Source organism: Pusillimonas sp., assembly GCF_035515275.1.
Classification (GTDB): Bacteria; Pseudomonadota; Gammaproteobacteria; order Burkholderiales; family Burkholderiaceae_B; genus Pusillimonas.
The window spans coordinates 1-1,737 of sequence record NZ_DATJBQ010000130.1 but is presented as its reverse complement, the minus strand read 5'-3'; the positions used below and the strand labels follow the sequence as shown (position 1 = coordinate 1,737).

Below are 1,737 nucleotides of genomic sequence, written 5' to 3'. Positions count from 1 at the left end.
CGGTACGCCATATTGAGCCGCGCCTTGGGCCGGCCACCAAGCCGTTTGCCGGCGGCCCCGACGCCGCCACGCCCGACATCATGCTGCTGCATGTCGATGAGTTTGTGGTGGTCGACAACCTGGCCGGACGCACCTACCTGGTCGTGTATGCCGATCCGCGCGAACCCGAGGCGTACTCGCAGGCGCGTCGACGCCTTAAAGAGCTGCGCCAGAAACTGCGCGCTCCTGTGGTAATACCTTATGCCTATGCCAGCCTGCAAACAGAATCACGCCGCGACTTTGCAAAAGAAGACTACCTGGCCGCCGTGCGCAAGGCCAAAGAATACATTGCCGCCGGCGACCTGATGCAGGTGCAGGTGGGCCAGGTCATTGCCAAGCCGTACCGCGATTCGCCCTTGTCGCTGTACCGTTCGCTGCGCTCACTTAACCCGTCGCCCTATATGTACTACTGGGATTTTGACGATTTTCATGTGGTGGGCTCCTCGCCCGAGATTCTGGTGCGCCAGGAGGCCATCACCGAAGGCGACCATACCAAGAAGCGGGTCACCATACGCCCGCTGGCAGGCACCCGCAAGCGCGGCGGCACACCCGAACAAGACGCCGAACTGGCCGAAGAACTTTTGGCCGACCCCAAAGAGCGCGCCGAGCACGTCATGCTTATTGACCTGGCCCGCAACGACGTAGGCCGTGTGGCCGAAACAGGCTCGGTCAAGGTCACCGACACCATGTCCATCGAGCGCTATTCGCACGTGATGCACCTGGTGTCGAACGTAAGCGGTACGCTGAAAGAAGGCATGAGCAATATGGACGTGTTGCGCGCCACCTTCCCGGCCGGTACGCTGACCGGCGCGCCCAAGGTACGCGCCATGGAACTGATCGACGAGCTGGAACCGGTGCGCCGCGGCGTATACGGCGGTGCTGCAGGCTACCTGAGCTACAACGGCGAGATGGATGTCGCCATTGCCATACGCACAGGCGTGATCAAGAACGGCATGCTGTACGCGCAGGCCGCCGCAGGCATCGTGGCAGACTCAGACCCCGAAAAAGAATGGCAGGAAACCGAAGCCAAAGCCCGCGCCGTGCTGCGCGCCGCCGAGAAAGTACAGTTTGGGCTGGACGAGCCAATATAAGCCCTGTGGCCACGGTGCCGACCAACCGCCTGCGGGTACCAGGCGCAAGCGATGCAACGACTGCAACTGGGGAGATGGTCGGGTGTTAAGCCCTGGGGCTGGGCGCCATTAACCGCCGGCTGCTTTCGGGCCGGGCCTGCCGGTGCCGCGCCCGGCTTGCTTCCAGCGTCTGGCTGGGCGCTTCGCCAAAGCGTTGCCGGTAAGCAGCGGCAAAGCGCCCCAGGTGCGTATACCCCCAGCGCATGGCAACTTCCGACACCTGGGCGTCGGCCCGGGGGTTGGCCAGCTCGAGCCGGATTCGGTCCAGGCGCAGTTCGCGTAGCAACTGCATGGGGCTGGTGCCATATTGCAGCCGGCACATGCGCGACAGGCTTCGTTCGCTGGTGCCGCTGTATTGGGCAATGTCCGCCAAACAAATGTCGTCTTGCAAATGCGCCTCAATGTACTCGCGCGCGCGTTGCAGGCGCCGCGGCGCTTGCTCGGCCTCTAGGCCCAGATGGCGCTCGTGCAATGACAGCGATTGGGCGCACAGCAAATGGCGCATCAACGCCGCTTCGGCCAAGCGTATTTTCAGCCCGCTGGTGGCCGAAGGGTGCGCAACCTGTTC

Annotated in this window: 2 protein-coding genes; one reads left to right on the top strand and one right to left on the bottom strand. The window is 63.3% G+C overall.

Going from position 1 to position 1,737, the window contains the following annotated elements; all coding sequences use genetic code 11:
- Nucleotides 1-1,130 (top strand): anthranilate synthase component I family protein (locus VL003_RS09615; protein ID WP_325441908.1); only part of this gene is annotated, 1,130 nt, incomplete at its 5' end.
- Nucleotides 1,131-1,215: 85 nt separating this feature from the next.
- Here VL003_RS09615 and VL003_RS09610 read toward each other — a convergent pair.
- On the bottom strand, nucleotides 1,216-1,737 hold a 522-nt coding region (locus tag VL003_RS09610), incomplete at its 5' end, for a helix-turn-helix transcriptional regulator (protein ID WP_325441906.1).